We start from the raw sequence: 23,154 nt of genomic DNA on the forward strand, positions 1-23,154 counted from the left end.
GACCCACCGGTCATCATTTTTCTCGCTCGCCCTCAAAGGCGAGCGAGGACCGTCAGGCGATCTTCTTGCGGCTCTCCGGGTGATCGAAGTGGAGTTCGAGGTTCGCGTTGGCCGGTTGGTGCTCTTCCGAGGCGGATTGCACCAGTTCGGTAAAAACGCCACCGCGGCAGACCAGCTCGTTGTAAGAACCGGTCTCCACGACCTGACCGTCCTTGAAGACCAGGATCCGGTTGGCGTCGCGTAAGGTGGTCAAACGGTGGGCGACCAGGATCACGGTTCGATCGACGCGGGCCGCGGTGATTGCCTGTTGGACGAGGCGCTCGCTGATGTTGTCGAGGGCGGAGGTTCCCTCGTCGAGGATCAGGATCGGCGGGTTCTTCAGGAACACACGCGCCAGCGCGATCCGCTGCCGCTGGCCGCCGGAGAGGTTCTGGCCACGCTCGGAAACGAGGGCGTCATAGCCACCATGCATGGCCCTGATCTCGTCATGCAAGCAGGCCAGTCGCGCGGCATGCTCAACCTGCGGACGGGTGGCGTCCGTCTGGCCGTACGCAATGTTCTCAGCGATCGTGCCCGAGAAGACGAACGGGTTCTGGCCGACGTAACCGATCAGGTCACCGATCGCCTCGCGTGAGACCGACTCGAGGGGAATTCCACCGAGCATGACCCGCCCGGCGCTCGGGTGCGACAACCGCACCATCACCCGCAACCAGGTGGATTTACCGCCTCCGGAACGCCCGGCCACCCCGATCGTCTCACCGTGGCGGATCGTCAACGAGACCCCGTTGAGCGCCCGCCTCGGCCGGCCGTCGGCCTCGCGGTAATCGACCTGGAGGTCATCGGCGACAAAAACGGGTTCCCCCAGCACGAGGGACGGCTCTCCGGCAGGCGCGGGATGGAACGATCGATCGACAGGCTCCGCGAGGATATCGATCAGGTCACCCACCTTGAGACTGCACTCGTGCGCCTCGTCCACAAACCGATGGACCTCGTTCAAGGGAGTCATCACACTGAGGAAGAGCACCGAGAAGGTGAGGATGTCGCCGTTCTGAATCTGACCATTGACGAAGAGGGAGATGGCGAACGCGATCACGAGCAGGTGAAACAGGCCTTCGTTGAGCGCCTTGCCGCCACCGAAGAGAGACATCTCGAAATGATGGCGGATCTCGGTGGCACGTCGGCGCTCGGCGGTCCGCTCGACCCGGAGCACTTCCTGGCGGTGCGTGTTGGCCGCGCGGATGTAGTCGATTCCGGAGAGTTGCTCGACGACCGTCCCATCCATCGCTTCCCGGTTGCGGAGCAATCCGAGCCGGACCCCCTTCTGGGTCATGAGCTGCCACATCGTGAGCGCGACCGAGATCGGGATCACCCCCGCCATCGCCAGCGCGATGCCGGGCTGCTTGGACAGGGTGGCTGCAATCGCAAAGCTTCCCGTCAAGATTGCCGGGATGAAGTCGAGGAAACTCATGCGGAGAAACCGCACGAAGCCGTCGACGCTCCTCGTGATTCGCCCGTGGAGTGCGCCCACCTGCTCGTGGGTCAATGCCGAGAGGTCCACCTTCATCAGGTGGGCGACCAAGCGAACGCACATGTCTCGATCGATCCGAGTGCAGGCGTTCTCCACCAGAAAGCGGCGGAGCACGTTCAGGCCCTCTCGCATCAAGTAGAAGCCACCGATCAAGGCCAGGTAGAACAGGGCGACCCGGGTGACGGCCGCCTTGCCGACCTGCTGATGGATCTGCTGGTTGACGGCGTTGACCACGGTTCCCAGGAGCAGGGGAATCGCGGTACTGGCGGCGCTGCCGAATCCCATGACCAGGACGGCGACCCCCAACGCCCATCGATGGCGTGCGGGGACCAGCCTCCAAACCTCTCGGCCACGCACCGCAATGGTTTGTAATTCAAGCCAGATTCCCTGGGCTGGCCTGTCCTGTCGCTGCGGCATGGTCGTTCCCTACAATCCCATAAAAAAAGAGACTCACGACGACACCAGCCACGGCGAGGCGACGTGACAGGCGGCCGGTGAAGTTCGCAAGTGTGGCGGTCGATCGGCAGTGCGAAACATCCTGTCCGCGAGAGCCTTCGGCGGGCGGAGCGCGTTGGGTTTGGCCCCGGCCCACCGGACATCGCTTTTTCCTGACGGAATCGAAGATGACGACGAATCGAGAAGGTTAGATGAAAGTGAATAAAATTCGCGATGGACCCAGACCGTCACGACACGATTGCAACCGCCGTGCCACCGCCTGTTCGTTCACCGCGAGCACTGGTCCGAGTTCGCATAAAACTTACATTCGCTTATCCACAAGTTTCTTTGATCGTGGAGACATGACTTTTTTGTTGCTTTAATACCAAAGACCGGTACAATCGACGCGACGTGGCAAGGAACAGGACGCCACATCCACGACCCTGTTCGGGTCGGACAGCGAAGGGATTCCCATCGTTCTTGAGCGAAGCCGCCATCCCGGCAAAGGCTCGCTCCTCCCTCCAGTACGGATGGAATGGGTCGGCACGCAAATCGGATCGCCGATTTTTTTCCAGTTCGCGCGCCGACCGCGCCATGATCCTCCGTTTCACGCGCAATTCTTGCAGGTTTGCGGCGCCAACAGCGATGACCAACTTTGACGTATCGAGAAGGACAAGCGTGCGCGACAACTCGCATTTCGGTCCGATCGAATCCAAATGAGAAGCTTCGATTCCGTCAAAAAAACTCGTCCAAATGCCCGTATTTTACCTCATTCACAAACAACCACCCAGTCAACGATCGATTTCGAGAGGAATCCCGGGCAAAGCGAGAGTTGGATAGCTCATGGCGCAACATTTGCAGAATTGGTGCTGCGAATTGCGACTGGTCGATATTCTTGGAAATTGAGGTAAGTTGATGATGAATCGCGAACTTCCCATGACCACATCGCTGAACTTTGACGCTGTCACCGCGTCCCAGGAAGTCGTCTTTGAGCCGGCGGGAAGAGCGACCGAACGGCAGGGGCGCGGTGCGCTCCCGATCGTTCCAGCCATCGAGTTCGAAGAGGAAACGCTGGTCATCGACGACCGCTTCGGCCTAAGTCCTTCGCAACTGGTTGAGAACAAGCTGTCTCGGAAGCTCCAGGAAACCTCCTTGCCGGTAAGCCATCTTCAGACGCGAACTTTGATCCGAAGACGCTAAGAATTTTTGCTCCCAAGAGGAGGCCTGCACACAAATTGTGCAACTCATGCCTCTTCGCTCGCCCTGCCGGGCCATTGGGGGGTTCTGCTCAAGGCAGGATGCTCTCCACCCCCGCAGTCGAGATATGGGTGAGGCCCGCAACGCATCGCGGGCCTCACGGTGGCCGCTCGAGCTCAACCGGGCGGACCTGACGGATCGCCGAGAACCACGCACACCTCGTGATCCTGATTGTCGTGGGCGAGCGGGATTCTCCCCGTGGCGACGACCGTGCCATCGAGCGTTACGCTGAGAACACCGTGCTCGACCCGTTGCGGGTTCGTGACCTTGATCCGGTACACGGCGGAATTGCGTTTGTAGGTGATCGCGAACTCCGGCCAGTGCGACGGGATACAGGGATTGATCACCAGGTGGTCGCCCTCGAGTCGGAAGCCGAGGATCGATTCCAGGCCGACCCGGTACAGCCAGGAGGCCGAGCCGGTGTACCAGGTCCAGCCGCCGCGGCCGGTGTGGGGCGGGAGGCCGTAGACGTCGGCCGCGACGACGTAGGGCTCGACCTTGTAACGGGCCACCGCCTCGGGACTGTCGGCGTGGTTGATCGGGTTCAGCAGGCCGAAGAGTTCGGCCGCGTGGTTACCCCGGCCTTGGAGGGTGGCGGCCAGCACCACCCAGGTGGCTGCGTGCGTGTACTGGCCGCCGTTCTCACGAATGCCGGGAACATAGCCTTTGATGTAGCCCGGTTCAAGCGTCCCGGTGTCGAACGGGGGTGTGAACAGGAGAATGAGCCCGTCGTCGCGGCGGACCAGGCGTTCGTCCACTTCCTTCAACGCCCGTTCCGCCCGCTCCGGATCGGCCGCACCCGAGATCACGGCCCAGGTCTGCGCAATCGAGTCGATCTGGCATTCGTCGTTCTCCGCGGAGCCGAGCGGAGTTCCGTCATCGAAGTAGGCCCGGCGATACCAATCACCGTCCCATGCCTCGTTCTCGACTGCGGCGCGGAGCGACTCGGCCTGTTCGCGACAGCGCCTGGCCTGGACCAAGTCGCCGCGTGCCTCGGCGAGCGGCGCAAAGTGGTGGAAGATCGCGATCAGGAACCAGGCGTCCCAAACACTTTCTCCCTTTCCCCCCGCGCCAACCCGATTCATGCCGTCGTTCCAGTCTCCGGTCCCCATCAACGGGAGCCCATGCTCCCCAAGCTGCATCCCACGCTCGAGTGCAAGCAAGCAGTGCTCATAGAGCGTGCCCGACTCGCCCGCGATCGCGGGGACCCCATAGTCCTCTTCCTGATTGGGGGCGAGGAGATGTCCCTTCAGGTACGGGACGCGCTCGTCGAGCACGGAGGCGTCGCCGGTGGTCTCGACATAATGGCTGACCACGAACGGGAGCCAGAGCAAGTCGTCGGAAAAGCGAGTGCGAACGCCGCGACCGGCGGGCGGGTGCCACCAGTGTTGAACGTCGCCTTCGAGGAACTGACGCGAGGCCGCACGGAGCAAGTGGGCCCGCGCTTCGTCCGGAGCACCATACACGAGTGCGGCGACATCTTGAAGTTGGTCGCGGAAGCCATAAGCGCCTCCCGACTGGTAGAACGCCGAGCGGGCCCAGAGGCGGCAGCTCAGGACCTGGTAGAGCAACCAGCGGTTGAGCACGAGGTCCATGGCGGAATCGGGCGTGCGGACCTGAACGGTGGTCAGCACCGCATCCCACTGCGCTCGAACCGCCTCGAGAACGGCGTCCGCCTTCCCCGGCTCTCGAACGCGCTGGATCAGGACGCGAGCGGCCTCGAGCGTCTCGGCCTCGCCCAGGAAGAAGTGGATCGCCTTTTCTTCGCCGGGAGCGAGCTCGAACTTGGCCTGTAGTGCCGCGCAAGGGTCGCTCACCACGCCCGCGCGGCCGGACAGTTCGACCCGTCGCAGCGCGGCGGGCGCGGCGACCGAGCCGTTCCGCCCGAGGAACTCCAGCCGATCCGCCGTCAAGGTTCGCGGACGCATGCTGACATCAGCGAACGCCACCCTCGTGGCGAAGTCGGCGCGGAATGAGTTCCGAGCCAGGAGCGCTCCGGTCTCCTCATCGATCTCGGTGACAACGTGCGAGGCCGCCACGTCGCGCGTGGTCCCGAGCACCCACTCGGCAAAGAAGGTGGCTGAGAGCGACCTGGGCTGATCCCCTGAGTTGCGAACCTTGAGCCGGATCAGCTTGACCGAATCTTCGGGGGGAACCAGCAAGAGCAACTCATGGACCAGCCCATGGGTCTGTCGCTCGAAGACGGTGTAGCCCTGGCCGTGGCGAACCAAGGTCGCCGCTTCCGAGGGGATGGGCAGGGGGGTCGGCGACCAGACCTCGCCGGTCCACTCATCCCGGAGATAGACCACCTCCCCGGCCGGGTCGGACACCGGGTCATTGTTCCAAGGCGTGAGCCGGTTCCCCTGGCTGTTGCCCGCCCAGGTGTAGCCCGCCCCGGTCTCCGAGACGAGGAATCCGACCGCCGGATTGGCGATCACGTTGATCCAAGGGGCGGGCGGCAAGACCAAGGTCGGGCCCGACTCGGGCGTTGGTCGGCCATTGAGCGGTGTCTCCGGCCGGGGGTGCGCGCGGACGACTACGCAGTACTCACGCCCCTCCTGGTGGAACCCTCCCAGCCCGTTCGCGAACTGAAGGTCGGTCGGGACCGCGAGCTCGGGGTTGTCCCATCGTTCCGGTTTCCGGGTGGCAACCAGCGGCTCGGGGGGTGCGGGCAACCGCTCGACGCGATCGAGCTGACTGGCCAAGGGCCCGCGATCTCCCAACAGTACGACGCGGGCCGCGGCCTGAAGCAGCATCAAGTCTTCTTCCGGGGCGTGGGCTGCCTTTCGGACGAAGACGCCCCCCGGCTTGTCAAGCAGGTCATGAGCATCACTCGATCGCACGAGATCGAGCAACTGTTGATTCAGCTCCTCGAAATAGCTCGAGGGCTGTTCATTGAGCAGGACCAGGTCGGCCACCAGCCCTTTGAGCCGCATGTACGAATGCGCGGTGAGCACCTGGCGAGCCAGGGGCATTTCGCTCCCCTCGGCGATGCGGACCAGGAGGATCGGCAGGTCGCCCGAGATGCCGTACCGCCAGAGCCCCGGCTGCCCTTGGCGATTTGCAGCCAGCACCGGGGCCGGCGCGCGAAGGGCCGACCCGGCGAAGAGGACGTGCGCCGCGAGCCGCTGGAAGAGGTGCGCCTCCTCGGGCGACCAGTTGCGATGGCGGTGCTCGACCTGGCTATGGGCCCAGGCCAGTTCAAACGCTCGCGCCACCGCACTCGGATCATGGAACTGGTCGGCCAGGGCAAGCGCCTCCTCCCTCGTGTCGGCGACGGCCGTGGTGAACGCGACGGTCGCCGACTCGCCCGGCTCGAGACGAACCCGTCGCCTCAGACTCAGTATCGGGTCGAGGACCGGGCCGGTCGTGCCCGAGAGAACCGCGCCAGGGTCGAGCGCCGCGGGATCGGCCGGTGTTCGGCCCCGGCCGAGAAAGCGGGCGCGGTCGGTTTCATACTGGGTCGCGCCGATCATGCTTCGCTCGACGGCCGAGACATGCACCGCCCAGATCGGTCGCTGGTCGTGGGACCGGGGGCGTCTTCTGCAAAGCAGAGCCTCCGAACCAGGGAGCCATTCAGTCTCCAGGAAGAGTTTACCGAACGCAGGGTGGGCCAGGTCACCGCCCCGCGAGTTGAGAACGACCTCGGCGTAGCTGGTGACTTCGAGCTCACGTGTCTGGCTATCTCGATTGGTCAACGTCAGCCGGCGAACCTCGGCGAACTGCTCGGGAGAGACCGTGATCTCGAGTAGACTCTCAATGTCCCCGTCGACCCGCCGGAACGAGGCCTTGTCGGAGGAGAAGACGACCTCGTAGTCCTTGACGACCCGACAGACCGGATGATGGCCGGCCGACCAGAGCAGGCCTCGGCCGACGTCGCGAATGTAGCAGAACTGCCCGAGCGCATCGCGCGTGGCGTCTTCGCGCCAGCGGGTGACATCAAGACCACGGCACGAGCTGAAGCCCGAGCCGGAGTTCGTCACCATCACATGATACTGTGAGTTCGACAGGAGATGAGTCCGAGGCGCGGGGGTATTGGGCGTGGTCAATCGCCGGCTCATGAGCGGAATTCCTTCGCGATTCGAGGCCGCAGTCGCCATCGTCGCCTCCGACGGCCCGGACAGCGGCGCATCGCGGGGGATCCGTTCCTGAAGCAGCAGCTCGGCCGCGCGGACCATCGGGTCGGCGTGGAACCGGCGGGTCATCGGCTCGTCCAGGAGGGCATTGGTCAAGGCGACCAGGCTCATCCCCTGGTGATGCGCCATGTATGACCGGACGACCACCGAGCGCTTCCCCTTGGGCACCCGCTCGGCCGTGTAGTCGACCGCCTCGTAGTAGCCGTACAACCCTTCGGCACCTTCTTCCGCCAGGGTCCGCAGGTTGGCCAGGGCCTCGCGAGGGACGAGCATCGTGGCGAGCGCCGTGGCGTAGGGCGCGATGACCAGGTCCTGCTCCAGGCCCCGTTTCAGCCCGAGACCCGGCACGCCGAACGACTGGTACTGGTAATCTCCATCGACATATTGCGCGTTGAACGCACTTTCAGAAATCCCCCAAGGGACCCCGGCCTCACGGCCGTACTCGATCTGACGAGCCACGGCCGTCCGCGCGGCCTCGGCGACGATCGTACCGGGCAGGGCCTTGATCAGGAGCCGAGGCATGAGGTACTCGAACATCGTCCCCCCCAGGAGACGAGTCCGACCCGACCCGCGGTGCTGAGGAAGGGACGGCCGAGCTGAAACCAGTGGCGACGAGGCGCATCGCCGCGCGCGATCGTCAAGAAGCTGGTCAGGCACGACTCCGACGCGAGCAGGTCATAGCAGGCGCCGTCGAGCCGACCCAGCACGAGATTGCAGCCGATCGAGTAGAGGTTGCGCTCGGGCTTGTAGAGCGGCTGGAATTCCATGACGTCGGCCAGCGCCTCGGCGCGGATCGCCAGCTTGCGGATCCGGTCGCGTAACGTCAACGCGGCGGATTCTCGGACCGCCGACGCCAGCCTCCGCAACCCGTCGCTCGCGGGGTTGGACGTGGCTAACGTCTCCAACTCCGCGGCGAGCCCCTCGGCCCGATCGGACATCACGGCCACGCTCGCCCGCGCCACGAGCGATTCACGCACGGCCAGCCAACGTCGCAAGAGATCGTCCGTCGGCCAGGGGACATTCCCCTTCGCTTCCCAGTCGCGCAACGGGCTCAACCAGGGGGCGAGCGCGGCCAGCTCAGCCCGGCGCTGGCGGATCTGCTCGGCGAATCGTCGCGGCCAGATCTCGAGCAACGACGACTTCGAGGGGGGACCCCCTGGCTTCGTTCGCGGTTCGGTCGGAACGGTCAAACCGCCGGGCCACTCGCTGATCAAGGTCCGGATCCGACCAATCAGGCCACTCGCCGCCCAGTCGAGCTCACTGAGCCACTCGTCCCAGCCGAGCAGGTCGAGCGGGGGGGTGGCGACTTGCCGTTCGATTCGCCGGAAATCTTCCTCGAGCGCCCGGAGTGTCGCCTGCGCGGGGCTGCCGGAGGGGGGCTTGATCCCGCGGAACGCTTCGACGGCCAGGCCGAGCGTATCGGCCAACCCCGTGGCAATCTGGGTGTCCAGGACCGGGCTTTCCGCCTTCTCCCGCAGCCCTTGTTTCAGGGCGACGAGGCAGCCGAGCAGGTTCCCGCTATCCACGGTGGAGATGTAGGCGGGAGGGAGCGGACGGAGGGTCCGCGTGTCATACCAGTTGTAGTAATGTCCCCAATGTTTTTCCATCCGATCGAACGTGTCGAGTGTTTTCTCGAGCCGCTCGGCCAAGGTTCCGAGCCCGATATAACCCAGGTCGTGGGCGGCCAGGGTCGAGAGCAGGAGCAGCCCTTGGTTGGTCGGCGACGTGCGATGAGCGATCCGCCCGTCCGGCTCCTCCTGATAATTGTCGGGCGGGAGCCAGTGGTCCTCATCGCCGACGAACGTCTCGAAGAAGTGCCAGGTCCGCCGCGCCACCCGGCGGAGCTCGCGTCGTTCCTCGGGTTCGAGCGGAGAGTCGGCAACCGGCCGAGGCCGGCTGACCCAGTAGGCGACGACCGGCGAAAGGAACCAGACGGTGAGCACCGGCCAGGCCGCCACGAGCGCTGCGGGATGAACCAGCGCGACCACGAGCGCCAGGGTCACAGCCAGGGCTGAGGCAAACCACATGTTCACGATGAAATCCGCGAGTCCCGCCCCGAGGCGGCGATCGGTCGAGGCCGCGGTCTCCCAGACGAGGAGATTCCGCCGCGTGACGAACAGGCGCGCCAGCGTCTGCACCATCGCGTCGACGGCGACCCGCGCCTGGTCCGCCTGGAACGTGATCGCCATCAGGGCCTGGGCCATCGCGGCCGGCATCCGATCCACCCACGACAGCAGACCCGCCAGCTTCCGCGACCGAACGGTGGTCACAATGGTGCCGATCAGGAGCTGCACCAACGGCAGGGCGGGCACGGCCAGAGCGGTCGCCGTCCAGAGCCAGGGGGATCCGGGCAAGACCGTCCAGCCGAGGGCCAGCAAGACGACCGACGCGGGCGCGACCAGGCTCCGTCTCAGGTTATCGAACAGCTTCCAGCGTTCCAAGGTCGGCAGCGGGTTGGGACGAACGCCGTCCGCGGTCGGCACGCGGCGGCCCAACCAGGGGAGCAATTGCCAATCGCCTCGAATCCAACGATGCTCACGCCTTGCGTAGGCGTGGTAACGCGCGGGGAAGTCGTCGAATAGCTCGGTATCGGTAATCAGCCCGCAGCGCGCGTAGTTCCCCTCGATCAGGTCGTGGCTGAGGATCTGGTTATCGGGGAAGGTGCGACCGGTGGCCGCCTCGAATGCCTTCACCTCATAGATTCCCTTACCGGTGAAGCTGCCCACCCCGAAGAGATCCATATAGGTGTCGGAGGCCGCCGAGGAGTAGGGATCGATCCCTCCCGATGCCGCCAGGATTCCGGCGAACCGCGAATGGGTGGCCGCCGTCAGATGGAAGCTGACGCGTGGTTGGAGCACCGCGTGCCCTTCGACCACCCGCCCCTGGGCCGGGTCGAACCGAGGCCGATTGAGCGGATGCGCCAGGGTGCCCACCAGCCGACGGGCGCCGTCGCGGGGCAGTTGGGTGTCGGCATCGAGCGTGATCACGAACCGGATCGGCGGAAGCGTCGCGGGATCGCGACTCAAGAGCACGTAGCTGGTGTCCACCGCCCCGAGCAGGAGCCGGTTGAACTCCGAGAGCTTGCCGCGTTTTCGCTCCCAGCCCATCCAGCAATTCTGACCGGGGTTCCAAAGCCGACGGCGATGAAAGAGGAAGAACTTGTCTTCCCCGTCCTTGCCGTACCGCTCGTTGAGCGCCTTGACCCGCGCGAGGGTATCATGGAGGTAGCCCTCATCCTCGGGGCGATCTTCTTCGTGCGCATCGGCGAAGTCGGTCAACAAGGCGAACCGGAGCCGCGGATCGGGGTTGGCAAGGTGGTGGATTTCCAACCGCTCCAGCAAGGCCTCCGCGCTCCCGGGCCTGACCAGCATCGAGGGCATCGCGATGAAGGTCGCGCAATCCTCGGGGATCCCCTCCTTAAATTCGAGCTTGGGAAGCACCCGGGGCGGAAGCATGAGCGTGACGAGGTGGTTGACCAGGCCCACGGCGAGCTCGCTCACCGGCACCAGGAGCACCAACCCAAGTAGGGCGAGCCACCCCGGGTGGGCCGCAATCAGTCCGCGACCGCCAAGGCCCATCAAGATCCCGATCAGGGCAAGGAAGACGATGGCAATCGAGCCGAAGTAGGTCGCCCGGGGATGGGCCAGCGACCAGTCGAGGAGTTTCTCCCGCCACCGCGGTCGATAGCCGAACTCGCGTTTCAAGACCGCTTGGCCACGATCGATCAGGTAGTAGCCGACGTGGCCACGGCCCCCGACCGCGCCCGCCTCGGTGGCCTCGCGAGCCAGGGAGACTGCGCGGCGGGCCACTTCGAGCTCATCGGCCTCCGCACCCCGGGCGATCTTTTCGACGGTGCGGCGATAGCGGTCACGCGTGCTGAAGTCTTGAACGGCGTGCATCCCTGCCGGGTCGGTTCGGAGGATGGCCTCGACCGGGCTGATCTGCTCAAAAAAGGTGTTCCAGTCCAAGGCGGAAAGCAGGCGCAGACTGATCACGCAGTTTCCGACCGAAACCTGATTCGCGGCCTGGCGGCGATGCTCGCGGCGGAGGACCTCGTTGGCGTCGGCCCCGACCCCCTCGAGCCGCTTTTCCAATCGCTCGAGAGTCCGGATCGCCGGCCCGTGGTCGCGGAGCAATTGAAGGAGGCGGACGACGAATGGGTCGGTGAGTTCTCCGAGCCCGGCCTCCTCGGCGAAATGCTCCTCGCCATCGTTTCCACCATGGGCCAGTTGCCCCTCGGCGAGCGACTGCGCCGTCCAGCGTTCGGCCCGGGTCCGCTCGTCCCAGCCCCAGAGCATCTTCGCGGCGAGCCGGCGCAGGTTCTCGACCAGGACCAGGCGAAGCATCGTGGGGAGGGCCCAGAGCTCACCGGTCGTGAGCGGGACGATGTCCTGAAATGCCTGGACGTAGCGCGTAATCCGCGCTTCATCGAGTTCACTATCGGTGTGAACCACCAGCGCAAGCGCCAAGGCGTAGACCCGCGGATAGCCGTGCCCCGGTCCTCCCGAAAGCTTGGGCAGTTCCTGGTCATAGCCCTGGGGAAGGTCCTGGCGAATCTCGCGGAGCACGTCCTCGACGATGTGATAGTTATCGGCCAGCCACTCGGCGTCGAGGTCACGTCCTTCGCGGCGAGGCGCATCATCGCCGATGATCCGGGCGTGGGCCTCGATTAAGGAACGCGCGTTCTCAGCGAACCGGCGCAGTAAAGGGCTATTCTGACGGCGGTGAGCCTGAATGACACAGGCCGACGCAAGCTGGCGGGCATGCGCCTCGAGCCGTTCCTGCCCGAACAGTTCACCACGGATTGGCTCCTGCCCTTGGGGTTCGACCAGTAACTCCGCGAGCGACACCGGCGGGTGAGTTGCCGAAGTCGAAGGGACCTGCTCAACGAAGGTAAGGCTCATCCTGATGGACTTCTCCCCGAATTCGGTTCCGCTCCGAGATCTCCGAATTCCCTCACGGTCCGAGAGAATCGGTCTCGAGTCCGGTGTCGCCCACGCTCGAGCGTGCCATCAAGCCACGCCTCGCGTCAACTCGATGCGAACCTTCCCGCGAGCGAGAAGGAGGCCCTCGTTTGGGTCAATCGAAAAGGACAGGCCAGCCGCGAATCGAACGCAAGCCGAGGACCAAGCCGGTCCCCCAACGCCTTAAGAGGGCGAAATACCCTGGACGCGTCCATTCCAGAGCAAATTCCATGCCGTCGCGACCGCCGTCTTCTCCCGAGCGGTGAGGCGCGACGTAGCGGCGAAGCCTTCCGACCGAGGGGAGCGCGAGATGAGGCTTGAACGTGAACGTGACAACGACAACGACAACGACAACGACAACGACAACGACAACGCCCCAAGAGGAGGAATTCGATCGAAGTCGAGCGCAAGCAAAAACCCCTTGGCCGATCGATCGGCCAAGGGGTAATCATCGGAATCGATGTGATTTGGTGCCGGCCATGGGCCGCTGGCAGGCCCTACCGGCGCGACGAAGCAGCACTTCGTCGGCGTTCATTCCCGGGTCGGGACACGGCAATCCTTGAATCGGATGTCGATCGCCAACCAAAAAACCGGAGCAGACGGCAGGACGCAACATCCTGGTATCAGGAAGCGATCAATCCTCGGGATCGGGCCGGTCATCAGCGATGCCAGGAGCGACGGACGAAGGTCATGCCGCTCGATGCGACAACCTGATTAGCTGCCAGAGCTGGCGCCCAGCGAGCTGTTGACGGTGGTGAAGGTCGTTTTCGCGCTTTGTCCCAGCGTAGTCACGATCGTGATGCAAGCCACGAGAATCAGGGCGAGCATCACCGCGTACTCAACCGCGGTCGGGCCATCTTCGTTCGTCAGGAACCGGCAAACTTTCGAAGCAAATGCGTGCATCGGAAAAATCCTTTGTAAGCGGGGCGGACACATGCTCGGCGTCGGGACATGGGCACCACGAATGAAGACTAGGTCGCGAAAATCGAATGTGGCAAAAATTCGAACAAATTCTGTTTCTCGAGGCCAACTCCAGGGATCAACCCAAGCCGAACGGCGGGCGGTAACCAGCGGCGGGCATTGAGGTTCCACCTTAATTAAACTGCGCCATCCCGAGGACCGGCGTCTCGATCGATCGGACGTCCGGGAGAAACGGTTGACCTCAGACGGGAAACCCACCGCGGGAAAGGGAGGATCGAACGAAGCCGTGCTCATCCGTCAATCGGATCGCGGGGCGGCCCCAATGTTGACGCGCCCGGCGACATCAAGTCGACTCCACGGCCCACGGATGGGCGGGTCATCGGCCTGGGTTACCAAGCCGCCTCAACCTCATCCAGAGACTATCGTGCCCTGGTCGGGATCGCTATCATGACCCCGTTCTCGCGACCACTCTTCGAGGTGCGACGCGGGTTCCGGGGCGGGTTCGCTCGCCCGCCGACCCGCGGGTTCCGGTTCCCAACGTTCAACCCAAAGTTCGCGGCCTGCCGTCGACGACTGTGGGCCCTTCACCCGCAATGTGAGGCTGGGTCGTCATGCATCGGCAATCGTCGTTCCTGCTCGCGACCCTCATCGGGGGCCTATCCGCCATGACGGCCAGCCCCGAGGTCGCCCTGGCACAGAAAGGAAACGTGACCGTGGAGAAGGTGGAGTACCAGGGCTGGAAGAACAACCTCCGGCTCAGCAACGGCGATATCGAGCTGATCGTCACGCTCGACATCGGCCCGCGAATCCTCAGCTATCGCCTGGCCGACGGCAAAAACGTCCTCAAGGAATACCCCGACCAGATGGGCCAGTCGGGCGAGGACGAGTGGAAGATCCGCGGCGGGCACCGCCTCTGGTGCGGCCCTGAGGACAACACACGAACCTACGCGCTCGACAACGGGCCGGTGACTTACGAAGAAGCCGGGCCGGGTGTGGTCAAGGTTCGTCCCAAGGCCGACACCGTCTATGGGATTCAGAAAGAGATCGAGATCCAGGTCCCGTCCTCCGGGAGCCGCGTGACCTTGATCCACCGGCTCACGAACATCGGCCCGAAGGGGACCGAGCTGGCCCCCTGGTCGATCTCGGTCATGGCCCCCGGCGGCGTCGAGATCATCCCGTTGCCCGCCAAGCATCCTCACCCGGGAAGCCCGAAGAACGCGAAATCCGCGGCCGACTATGCCGCCGATCAGATCATGGTCATCTGGCCCTACCTCGACTTCCAAGATCCGCGCTGGCACTTCGGCAGCCAGTTCATCACCCTCCGCCAGGATCCGAAACGAGGCCCCACCAAGCTCGGCCTGGCGCACAAGACCGGAGGCGTCGGCTACCTCAACGGAGGCACGCTCTTCGTCAAACGGTTCGACTACGTCGAAGGCGAACCCTACCCCGACTCCGGCGTGAACTTCGAGACATTTACAAACGAGGACATGCTCGAAATCGAAACGCTCGGGCCGATCATCGGACTCGAACCCGGGAAGACGGTCGAACACGTCGAGCGTTGGGAACTGTTCGCCAACCTGGGTGAACTCGGCGACGAGGCGGCCATCGCAAAGGCGATCGCTCCGAAACTGAAATAGCCGCCGACCCCGAAACTTGAACCGAGCCGCGCACTCATCGCAGCGGCTCGGTTCAAAACGGCCTCGCCTGACGCATTAGCGCGAGGAACTGACAACCGCTCCCCGCTCGCTCACGTTCGTCCAGAACGCCGAGCTTTCGGGCAGATCGAATCGATCGCAGATCGTCTCGAGGATCTGCGCACGACGGCCGTCCGACTCGTTGCTGAACGCGTAAAGGGTGGGCCCCCAGGAGCTTTGCCCCGCGCCGTGAAGGCCCTCGGCTTCCATTCCTTGGATGATCGAGGCGAGTTCAGGGCGGGCGAAGACTCCCCCTTGCGCCGGGGCGAAGCAACGGCCGACCCGTTCCTGGAGCTCGGCCAGGGCGGCGCCAAAGGTCGGCAAGTCCCGTTCGAGGACAGCCGGCATCAGGCCCAGGAGGACGAGGCGGCAGAGGCGATCGGCCACGTCTTCGGGGATCGGAGGGAGCTGCGCGAACGCTTGGACTTCGGCCGTGCCGTGAAGGCCGCCATGCGGTCCGGGTAGGATGACGAGGACCTTCCATTCCCGCGGGAAGTCGAGGTGGGCGAGCAGGGGGGGGATGCCGTCGTCGGTCCGGCGGCCGCCGTCGACGATCAGGCCGCCCCGCGCGAAGCCGTGGAGCCCCACGCCCGAGCGAAGCCCACGCCCGCAGAGCACCGCCAAGGTGGCCGGGGAGGGTTCATGGTGACCGGCCATCCGCAAGAGCAGGCGGGCCACTCCCAGGCTGAGCTGGGTTCCGACTCCCAGGCCGACGTGCTCGTCCGGCGCGTGCTGGATCACCAGCCGCGCGGGGGGAAGATCGACGCCGGCCGTCACCAATCGCTCCGCGACCCGAAGCGCACGATCGGCCAGTGGCCCCTCGGCTTGCCAGTGCTCAGCCGGCTCGACGCTCAGCTCGATCCCGGGTGAGTCGATCATCAGGCCGACGCCGCCAAACTGCCTCGGGCAATGCGGACCCCAGCCGAGCAGGCCGAAGTGGAGGCGACTGGGGGTCCGGATCAGAAGTTGGGTCATGGCTGGCGATCGTCCGAGTCGAGGATGCGCCGCCGGGCGACGTCGCTCACATAGTCACGTAAAAGTTCAAAGGCCTCACGCTCGTCGGCGCCCCCGGTCTTCTCGACCAGGATCGCCAGCTTGCCATAGTCGGCCAAGATCTCGTCGAGGGGAAGGATCGAAGTCCGGGTCGCCAGGATGGCCGCCTCGACGACCGCGTGTTTGCCACGGTTCAAACCGAAGAAGTCGCGTTGCCGACCTTGAGCCACAACCTCCACGGTGATCGTCGTTCGCGGTTCGCGATCGTCGAGCGCGATGACCCGGAACTCGAAATAGCGGCAGGCGTCGGTGAGGATCCGGCCACGAACCCGCTCAGCCGGGCGAGTCGGCGGATCGACCGGTCGGCCGATCGCCGCGTTCGCGATCAGCAAGACATCGTCGGTAACGTGCAAGACCCCTTCATGAGACGCCTTCAAGTTCCGATACGTTGTCGAGGTCTGAAACGGCCGGAGGATGAATCGGCGCATCGCGGCATCGACTTGCGGACCCATCGGCGCCACGTTCAGGGTCCCGGCTTGATCCAGAGTCGTCACAATCCCTTCGAGAATCACGACGAGGCCTCGCCCGACGCCGCGGCTTTTCGCTTCCGGTGGCTGACCTCCGGCTCGGTGAGGTATCCCCATTCGAGCGATTGGTCCTGCCTGTACGCCTTGTTCAACGTGATTGCCGTCTTGGCTTTCATCAGCTCGTAACCCAGGTAGAACGCGTGCGACGGATCCGCCACCTCCATGCGGTCGAACAAGAGGAACGGGTCGACATCGCTCAAAAACTTTTCGTTGTTCATGACATGAATCATCCCATCCTCGGCGAAGATCCGCCAGTTCGGATCCTTGATCCGCCGGGCCAGCTCGGCCAGCGCCTCGGGGCCGAAGCGGGGGACTTTCGGGTCGCGCAAGGCGACCAGCCGCGGCTCGACATGCTTGGGCAACATCCGCCGCGTCACCGCGTGGTAGACCAGGCGCCTCGCCAGGTCGAGCTCCCGGACCGAGGAGCGGGCCCAGTTGATCACGGCCGTCGTCAGGACGCTGCCGATCGCCAGCTCCTGACAGAAGCCGGCCAGCAAGGTATTGACCGCCGCGGAATCGGCGTCGGTCAATTCGGTCAGGTTGCCGATCCCCATCATCAGCGCGGCACTCGGATAGCGGCGGCGGACTTCGAGGTAGCGGCCGAGCGACGCCGCAAACCCAAAGCCAATCGGCTCGAGTATGGGGTCGATCCGAAACGGAACCCCCTGGCGTTCCAGGAAGGCAACGGTCTCGTCGAGCCCTTCGAGAGTCCCGGGCCGGTCCGGCATCGCGACGACCTCAACGCCCCAGGCGGCGGCGAGTGCGCGGTTCGACCCATTCACGCTCAAGACAAGGTCCGCGCCGGCCGCCACCGCCGCGGCCACTTCCTCCGGGTCGAAGCTATCGACCGAGACCCGGTGCCCCTCGGCCCGCAAGGCCGCGACGGCCGCGCCGACGCCCGCCCAGGGGCCGCCCGGATCGCAACCGAGGTCGATCCGATCGGCCCCCTCGTCCGCGAACCGGCGTGCCATGGCGAGCAGCGCGTCCCGGGTCAGTTGCGGGGCGTGGTTGATCTCGGCAAGGATCTCGATGTCAAAGCCGCCGTAGCCCTCGAGCCGGGTGTCGGTCTGACCGAAGTGGCGGGGCAAGTCGCGGATATCTTGTGGTCCTCGTTCGACGGTGGCGGTCCCGGCCTTCTCGATCACGGCCGTGAGATCGCCCTGGCAGAGCCCGGGCAAAATCACCCGCGCGATTCCGGGTGGCACGACAAGGTTCCGCGCGACCCATTTAGGCGTCATCAAGGCGGCCACCGAGATGGGCAAGACGGCCACCTCGGCCACGAATCCGGCCCGAGGCGCGAGGTCTTCAAGGACCTGGCGCACCGCGAACTCGGCCAGGCGGCCGGTCACGAAGAGCAGGCGAGGCCGATCCGACCCGACTTCGTGAGCCACACAATCCTCCCGATTCGATAAGTCATTTCGCCGCGACGCGCTATCGAATTGCGCCGCCGTTGATCCGAAGGATCTGGCCGGTCAGGAAGGCCGAACCGGGCGAGACGAGGAACCGAGCCAGGTGGGCCACATCCTCCGGCGTGCCCCACCGCGCCAGCGGGGTCTCGCGAATCACGCGTTCTTGCCAGACGCGGGGAGCCGAATCGCCCCACGCCGTCCTGATCCAGCCGGGGGCCACCGCGTTGACCCGCACGACGGGGGCCAGACTGAGCGCCAGGCTCCGGGTGAACGCCATGACCGCCCCCTTGGTGGCGGCATAGAGCTCTCCCGAATCTCCCTCCATGCCCGTCTCGGCCTGGTCCCAACCCATGGTGACGATCGACCCGTGTCCTTGCTCCTTCATTCTCCGGCCAACGTCGCGCGTCAGGCGCATCGTCGCCACGACGTCGACGGCCCAGAGCTGGTCGAGCTTGGCCTCAAAGCTCAGCTTCGCGGCCGGACCGGTCAAGGTATCGGCCCCCGCGATCTGAAGCCAGGCGTCAAGCCCGCCCCAGAGCTCCCAGGCCTCGGCGACAAGGCGGTCCCCAGCGTCTCGGTCCGCAAGGTCGGCCATCAAGACGTGCGCCCGACGCCCTTTGCCGCGCACGTTCTCGGCGACCTGCTCGGCGGCCGCCCGCGAGGTGCGCCCGTGGATCACGACGTCGGCTCCCCCATCAGCCAGAGCGAGAGCGACCGCCCGGCCGATCCCCGAGGTCGAACCGAGCACGACGGCCCGAAGTCCTTCCAGCTCATGAGTCTCGGCAGGTGGTGTCATTTGGAATTCAAATCAAAAAAGGGGTCGAGCCGATTCCGGTCTGCCGCAAATTCTCCACTCCTTTTGTTGTAGCCGTTTCCCGATCGGGTCTCAAGACGAGCCACGAACGGGTCAAGTCGGTTTGCCCTCCCCTCGAAGTCCTCTTGGAAATATCCTCGCGAGAACCGCAAGTTTTGTTATCGTCTCGGAGCGCCCCCTGCATCGCCTCGATCCGTTCGCCCGCCCCATCAAGGCGAGCGGAAAAAAGCGTCAGCTCTCTGTCTGCTTGAAAAGCGAGGGCATCAGGCGTAGAGACAAAGAGCTGACGGCAGATCGACAAGATGCAGGCAGACCGCATCGGCTCCTGATCTCAACTTGCAGCGAGCAAACCGAAAAAAAAGGTGGACCGTGCCCACCTTCCCAGAGGTAGAAAAGAGCGGGTCATGTTCATGCCGCAAGAACCTAGCCTGGCCACCTCACCCGCCTCTGACCGCACCGTCATCGTCACGGATGCCACCTGCACGGCCTGCGGGTGCCTCTGCGACGACCTGATCGTCAAGGCCGAGGGAGGTCGAATCATTGAGGCGGTCAACGCCTGCGAGCTCGGCCGACGTTGGTATTTTGCCGATCACGCGCACGACGAACTCCCCACGGCGACCGTGGACAGGCAAGCGGTGGAACCGGCCGTGGCCCTCGACCGCGCGGCCGAGATCCTCTCGCGGGCCCAAGCTCCGATCGTCCTCGGCCTGACGCGAACGACCACCGAGACCGTCGCCGCGGCCCTGGCCATCGCCGACCGGATCGGGGCCGTGATCGACCCGGACACATCCGACGGCGATCGCGCCCGACTGTTCGCCACCCAACGGGTCGGCCGGGTCTCGGCGACGCTCGGCGAGGTCAAGAACCGGGCCGATGTCGTCCTTTTCTGGGGCGTCGATCCGGTCGTCACGCACCCAAGGCACTGGGAGCGGTACTCGGTCGAACCGCGTGGCCGATTCGTGCCGGACGGCCGCGCGGGCCGAACGATCCTCGTGGTCGACAGCACGCGCACGGTGACCGCCGAACGGGCGGACCAGTTCATCCGCGTCGCTCCCGAAGCCCAATTTGGAACCCTCTGGACGTTGCGGGCCCTGATTCAGGGCGTCCCGCTCGATCCAGGGCGCGTCGAGCAGGCGACCGGCCTCGACCTACAAACGCTCAAGAACCTTGTCGACTCTCTTAAGGCGGCGAAATACGGCGCCTGGTTCTCTGACTCTCGACTCGGCAGCGGGCCTGGCGGTGCCGCTCGAATCGAGGCGGCCTTGACCTTGGTTCGCGACCTGAACCGCTTCACCCGCTTCGTGATCCTCGGTCTCGGCGCCCCGGGCAACCCGGCCGGCGCCGAGGCAGCACTGACCTGGCAGACCGGATATCCTTCCAGCGTCAGCCTGAGCCGAGGTTCGCCTCGCACGATGCCCGGCGTCACCTCCGCCGAGGCATTACTGGCGGGGGGCCGAGCGGACGCCGCGCTGATTGTCGGCGATGGGGAATTGCCAGGACTCTCCGACGCCGCCCACGCCCACTTAGAGCGCATCCCGCGTATCGTTGTCGGCCCCAAGGCCACCGCTCCGGGGAGCACGGCCACGGTCGCGTTCGACGCGGCCACCCCTGGGATCGATGCCGGGGGCACAGTGATGCGGTCGGATGGCGTCGTCTTGCCGCTTCGGCCTCCGTTGCACCCGAGCACTCCGACAGACCGGGAGTGGCTCCAAGCCCTCGAGACTCGGCTCCCTTTCTGATGTCTCTTGACCTCGATCGGTTCTCGCCTCCCTCTTTTTATCGATGAGGGGCAACACAGGAACGGATCTTCCATGGCCAGGGTCTTCCGCGCATGACAACGCTTCGGATCGCAGGTGGACGAGTGGTCGATCCGGCCAACGGAGTCGACGACGAGGTCCGCGACCTCTGGATCGCCGACGGGCGAGTGGTCGAGCCCCCCGCCGACCCCGACGCCAAGGCCAACCGCACGATCGACGCCCGAGGCTTCGTCGTCATGCCGGGCGGCGTGGACGTCCATTGCCATATCGCCGGCTCCAAGGTCAACGCCGCGCGGATGCTGCGGCCCGAGGACAAGCGAGGCAAAGAGGTTCCCCGCCACCCAGGACTGCGGTCGGGAACGCTCGGGAGCGTGCCCAGTACGTTCACCACCGGATACCGCTATGCAGGACTCGGCTACACGACGGCCGTCGACGCCGCGATCCCTCCCTTAGGGGCGCGACACGCACACCACGAGCTCCGGGACACCCCGATCATCGACAAGGCGATCCTCGTCCTGATGGGGAACAACCACGCGGTGATGGACCGGATTCATGCCGGCGAACAGGCGCGACTCCGCGACTACGTCGCCTGGCTCTTGAACGCCACCCGAGGCTACGGGGTCAAGGTTGTCAACCCGGGAGGGGTCGAGAACTGGAAGGAAGGGCATGGGAATGTCACGACTCTCGACCAGGTCATCCCCCACTTCGAGGTCACGCCCCGACAGATCATGGTCGAGCTCGCCCGCGTGGTCGATGAGCTCCAGATCCCGCATCCGATGCACTTGCACACCCCGAACCTCGGCCTTCCCGGCAACTGGGCAACCACGCTCGAGACGATGAAGGCGCTCGACGGCCACCGGGCCCACATGGCTCATATTCAGTTTCATAGCTATGGTGGCTCACCCGACGACACGCGAGCGTTCGACTCTCAGGTCCCGGCGCTGGCCGAGTATATCAACACCCATCCCGGGATCTCGGTCGACGTCGGCCAGGTCCTGTTCGGCGATACGACCAGCATGACGGCCGACGGGGCGGTCGGCCAGTTCCTCCACTCGGTCACGGGGCGGAAGTGGCTCAGTCACGACGTGGAGATGGAAACCGGGTGCGGGGTCGTGCCGATCACTTATGAAAACAAGAACTTCGTCCACGCGCTCCAGTGGGCGATCGGCCTCGAGTGGTATCTCCGCGTGGACGACCCCTGGCGGGTGGCGATGAGCACCGACCACCCCAACGGCGGCTCGTTCCTGGCTTACCCGCAGATCATCGCCCTGCTGATGGACCGAGGGCACCGCGCCGACATGCTCGCCGGCCTTCCCGACCGGGTCCGCGCTCGGTCGGGCCTGGGCGACCTCTCCCGCGAATACACCCTGTCCGAGATCGCGATCATCACGCGCGCGGCCCCCGCCCGAATGCTCGGGCTCAAGCAGAAGGGGCACCTCGGCCCAGGGGCGGATGGTGACGTGGCGATCTACGCTCCCGACGACGACAAGGAACGGATGTTCTCGCTCCCCCGCTACCTGATCAAGCAGGGCGAAGTGGTCCTCGACGATGGCGACTTGCGAGTGGCCCCCAGCGGCCAGGTCCGGTACAGCCAGCCCGGTTTCGACCCGGAAGCGATCCCCAAGATCGAGGAGTGGTTCTCACGTGATTATTCGCTTCAGTTTGCAAACTTCCCGGTGAGCGACGACGACCTCGACGGCGACATTCAAGGGGCCACGTCATGACGACCGCGATCAACGGCGTGGCCATTGCCGACACGTTCGCCGAAGCCTTCCCGATGACAGCCGCGCGGGCGATCATCACCGCCGACACGCCGGCCTGGGCCGAGATCGCCGGGCGGACGATGAGCGGTTATGCGACGAGCGTGATCGCTTGCGATGCCGAGGCCGCGATCGAGCGAGTGCTGACCCCAGACGAGACCCCGGACGGCCGGCCCGGGGTCAGCGTGCTCGTGTTCGCGTTCAGCCGCGATGCGCTTGAAAAGGCGCTGACGAATCGGGTCGGCCAGTGCGTGATGACCTGCCCGACGACCGCCTGCTACAACGGCTTGCCGCTCGGCGAGAAGACGATCAACGTCGGGGGCAAGCTCCGCTTTTTCGGCGATGGCTGGCAGATCTCCAAGCGGCTCGACGGCAAGCGCTACTGGCGAATCCCGGTGATGGATGGCGACTTCACCTGCGAGGAAATCTTCGGCACGACCAAAGGGGTGGCCGGCGGCAACATCATCCTACTCGGGATCGACCCGGCGGAGACCTTGGCCGCGACCGAGGCGGCCGTGCTCATGATGCGGGCCTGTCCCGACGTGATTCTCCCGTTTCCAGGGGGGATCGCCCGTTCGGGGTCGAAGGTGGGGAGCAAGTATAAAAAGCTCCGAGCAAGCACGAACACGGCGTTCTCGCCGGGCCTTCGCGGGTTGGTCGATTCGGTGCTTCCTCCCGAGGTTCAGTGCGTCTACGAGATCGTCATCGACGGACTGACCCTCGAGTCGGTCGAGCGGGCCACGGCCCTCGGAATTCGCGCCGGGGCACTCCCGCGCATCGTCGCGATCACCGCCGGCAACTACGGGGGCAAACTCGGACCGTTTCATATCCGTTTGCCCGACGTTCTGACCCGTTATTGAGAGGCACGTCTTCAAGACGCGGCAATATCGGTAGGATGA

General features: G+C 65.1%; 14 protein-coding genes. 6 read left to right on the forward strand and 8 right to left on the reverse strand.

The genetic code is table 11. The annotated features are described in order from the left end of the window. Window positions 1-52: 52 nt before the first annotated feature. Complete coding sequence (locus BUS42_RS38695; protein ID WP_074316741.1) at window positions 53-1,945, reverse strand: ABC transporter ATP-binding protein; 1,893 nt, start codon at window positions 1,943-1,945, stop codon at window positions 53-55. A gap of 954 nt (window positions 1,946-2,899) precedes the next feature. Between BUS42_RS38695 and BUS42_RS38705 the strand changes: the two genes are divergently transcribed. Then, window positions 2,900-3,163 (forward strand): hypothetical protein, encoded by a 264-nt coding sequence (locus tag BUS42_RS38705; protein WP_143206678.1) that lies wholly within the window; start codon window positions 2,900-2,902, stop codon window positions 3,161-3,163. A gap of 173 nt (window positions 3,164-3,336) precedes the next feature. Here the strand turns inward: BUS42_RS38705 and BUS42_RS44550 are convergent, their stop codons facing one another. Together BUS42_RS44550 and BUS42_RS44555 are read right to left on the reverse strand one after the other, a co-directional pair. Next, a complete protein-coding gene (locus tag BUS42_RS44550; protein WP_074316748.1) occupies window positions 3,337-7,893 on the reverse strand; it encodes a glycoside hydrolase family 94 protein in 4,557 nt (1,518 codons plus the stop codon). Next, on the reverse strand, window positions 7,863-12,260 hold the full coding sequence (locus BUS42_RS44555; RefSeq protein WP_074316750.1) for a hypothetical protein: 4,398 nt from the start codon (window positions 12,258-12,260) through the stop codon (window positions 7,863-7,865). The genes BUS42_RS44550 and BUS42_RS44555 overlap by 31 nt, the downstream gene beginning before the upstream one ends. Window positions 12,261-12,630: 370 nt before the next feature. Between BUS42_RS44555 and BUS42_RS44005 the strand changes: the two genes are divergently transcribed. Continuing rightward, window positions 12,631-12,768: a hypothetical protein gene (locus BUS42_RS44005; protein ID WP_159452348.1), complete on the forward strand. Its 138-nt coding sequence runs from the start codon at window positions 12,631-12,633 to the stop codon at window positions 12,766-12,768. 266 nt (window positions 12,769-13,034) lie between these two features. Here the strand turns inward: BUS42_RS44005 and BUS42_RS38720 are convergent, their stop codons facing one another. Continuing rightward, entirely contained in the window at window positions 13,035-13,223 is a 189-nt protein-coding gene (locus BUS42_RS38720) for a Flp family type IVb pilin (protein ID WP_074316752.1), read from the reverse strand. A 629-nt stretch (window positions 13,224-13,852) separates the two neighbouring features. Between BUS42_RS38720 and BUS42_RS38725 the strand changes: the two genes are divergently transcribed. Further along, the gene (locus BUS42_RS38725) at window positions 13,853-14,878 is read left to right on the forward strand and encodes a hypothetical protein (RefSeq protein ID WP_074316754.1); all 1,026 of its coding nucleotides are present in this window, start codon (window positions 13,853-13,855) and stop codon (window positions 14,876-14,878) included. Window positions 14,879-14,953: 75 nt separating this feature from the next. Here the strand turns inward: BUS42_RS38725 and BUS42_RS38730 are convergent, their stop codons facing one another. The 4 genes from BUS42_RS38730 to BUS42_RS38745 are packed head-to-tail and all read right to left on the reverse strand — an operon-like array spanning window position 14,954 to window position 18,720. Beyond that, window positions 14,954-15,910, reverse strand: coding sequence for a beta-ribofuranosylaminobenzene 5'-phosphate synthase family protein (locus tag BUS42_RS38730; RefSeq protein WP_074316755.1), 957 nt, complete (start codon window positions 15,908-15,910; stop codon window positions 14,954-14,956). Then, entirely contained in the window at window positions 15,907-16,500 is a 594-nt protein-coding gene (locus tag BUS42_RS38735; protein ID WP_074316757.1) for a DUF447 domain-containing protein, read from the reverse strand. Before BUS42_RS38735 ends, BUS42_RS38730 begins: the two co-directional genes overlap by 4 nt. After that, window positions 16,497-17,906, reverse strand: coding sequence for a DUF6513 domain-containing protein (locus BUS42_RS38740; RefSeq protein ID WP_074316759.1), 1,410 nt, complete (start codon window positions 17,904-17,906; stop codon window positions 16,497-16,499). The genes BUS42_RS38735 and BUS42_RS38740 overlap by 4 nt, the downstream gene beginning before the upstream one ends. Window positions 17,907-17,946: 40 nt before the next feature. Further along, on the reverse strand, window positions 17,947-18,720 hold the full coding sequence (locus tag BUS42_RS38745; RefSeq protein ID WP_074316762.1) for an SDR family NAD(P)-dependent oxidoreductase: 774 nt from the start codon (window positions 18,718-18,720) through the stop codon (window positions 17,947-17,949). Between the two features lie 422 nt (window positions 18,721-19,142). Between BUS42_RS38745 and BUS42_RS38755 the strand changes: the two genes are divergently transcribed. The 3 genes from BUS42_RS38755 to fhcD all read left to right on the forward strand — a co-directional run bounded on the left by BUS42_RS38755 (window position 19,143) and on the right by fhcD (window position 23,115). After that, window positions 19,143-20,477, forward strand: coding sequence for a formylmethanofuran dehydrogenase subunit B (locus BUS42_RS38755; protein ID WP_074316766.1), 1,335 nt, complete (start codon window positions 19,143-19,145; stop codon window positions 20,475-20,477). Between the two features lie 92 nt (window positions 20,478-20,569). Further along, window positions 20,570-22,219, forward strand: coding sequence for a formylmethanofuran dehydrogenase subunit A (locus tag BUS42_RS38760; protein ID WP_074316768.1), 1,650 nt, complete (start codon window positions 20,570-20,572; stop codon window positions 22,217-22,219). Next, on the forward strand, window positions 22,216-23,115 hold the full coding sequence (gene fhcD / locus BUS42_RS38765; RefSeq protein WP_074316771.1) for a formylmethanofuran--tetrahydromethanopterin N-formyltransferase: 900 nt from the start codon (window positions 22,216-22,218) through the stop codon (window positions 23,113-23,115). The genes BUS42_RS38760 and fhcD overlap by 4 nt, the downstream gene beginning before the upstream one ends. Window positions 23,116-23,154: the final 39 nt, after the last annotated feature.

Source organism: Singulisphaera sp. GP187 (genome assembly GCF_900129635.1).
Lineage (GTDB): Bacteria > Planctomycetota > Planctomycetia > Isosphaerales > Isosphaeraceae > Singulisphaera.

Coding starts and splice junctions, on each gene's coding strand:
- BUS42_RS38695 (WP_074316741.1), bottom strand. CDS start 1,945: ATGCCGCAGCGACAGGACAGGCCAGCCCAGGGAATCTGGCTTGAATTA.
- BUS42_RS38705 (WP_143206678.1), top strand. CDS start 2,900: ATGACCACATCGCTGAACTTTGACGCTGTCACCGCGTCCCAGGAAGTC.
- BUS42_RS44550 (WP_074316748.1), bottom strand. CDS start 7,893: ATGTTCGAGTACCTCATGCCTCGGCTCCTGATCAAGGCCCTGCCCGGT.
- BUS42_RS44555 (WP_074316750.1), bottom strand. CDS start 12,260: ATGAGCCTTACCTTCGTTGAGCAGGTCCCTTCGACTTCGGCAACTCAC.
- BUS42_RS44005 (WP_159452348.1), top strand. CDS start 12,631: ATGAGGCTTGAACGTGAACGTGACAACGACAACGACAACGACAACGAC.
- BUS42_RS38720 (WP_074316752.1), bottom strand. CDS start 13,223: ATGCACGCATTTGCTTCGAAAGTTTGCCGGTTCCTGACGAACGAAGAT.
- BUS42_RS38725 (WP_074316754.1), top strand. CDS start 13,853: ATGCATCGGCAATCGTCGTTCCTGCTCGCGACCCTCATCGGGGGCCTA.
- BUS42_RS38730 (WP_074316755.1), bottom strand. CDS start 15,910: ATGACCCAACTTCTGATCCGGACCCCCAGTCGCCTCCACTTCGGCCTG.
- BUS42_RS38745 (WP_074316762.1), bottom strand. CDS start 18,720: ATGACACCACCTGCCGAGACTCATGAGCTGGAAGGACTTCGGGCCGTC.
- BUS42_RS38755 (WP_074316766.1), top strand. CDS start 19,143: ATGTTCATGCCGCAAGAACCTAGCCTGGCCACCTCACCCGCCTCTGAC.
- BUS42_RS38760 (WP_074316768.1), top strand. CDS start 20,570: ATGACAACGCTTCGGATCGCAGGTGGACGAGTGGTCGATCCGGCCAAC.
- fhcD (WP_074316771.1), top strand. CDS start 22,216: ATGACGACCGCGATCAACGGCGTGGCCATTGCCGACACGTTCGCCGAA.